Raw genomic sequence first — 414 nt, forward strand, 5'->3', positions numbered from 1 at the left:
TTATAAGGAATGTTGTATGCTGTGTCACTACTTTTATTTATATCATCACTAAATATTCCTTTGTTATGCTGTTCTGCTTTATGTAGACAAAAAAACATCTTCTCTATACGCAGAGAAGATGTTCATATATCGATTCATCTGATTGTATCACTTAAACTATCTTTTATGAGTTTGGATGTTATTGTTGCTGTTCTTGTTTTTGCAAAAACTCACGTGTTTTGCGTAGATACTTCGGTGCATCCATCGGATCAGCAATCATCAGTTCGATTAAGCATAGTTTTTGATTTTGCTGTTGTTCAGCTTCTTGAATCGCTTGATCTAATTCTTGATTAGTATGCACTTGCATTGTATACGCATCTCCACCGAAAGCTTCGATTAATTTGGTATACTGCCATCTCGGAATATCGTTATACA

General features: G+C 34.3%; 1 pseudogene. It reads right to left on the minus strand.

Features of this window, described 5'->3' with window-relative positions:
* Window positions 1–178: 178 nt before the first annotated feature.
* Window positions 179–414, minus strand: a pseudogene (locus tag DN394_RS29190) (alpha-keto acid decarboxylase family protein); the annotation flags it as partial.

It is taken from the genome of Bacillus sp. BB081 (assembly GCF_008368895.1).
Classification (GTDB): domain Bacteria; phylum Bacillota; class Bacilli; order Bacillales; family Bacillaceae_G; genus Bacillus_A; species Bacillus_A wiedmannii.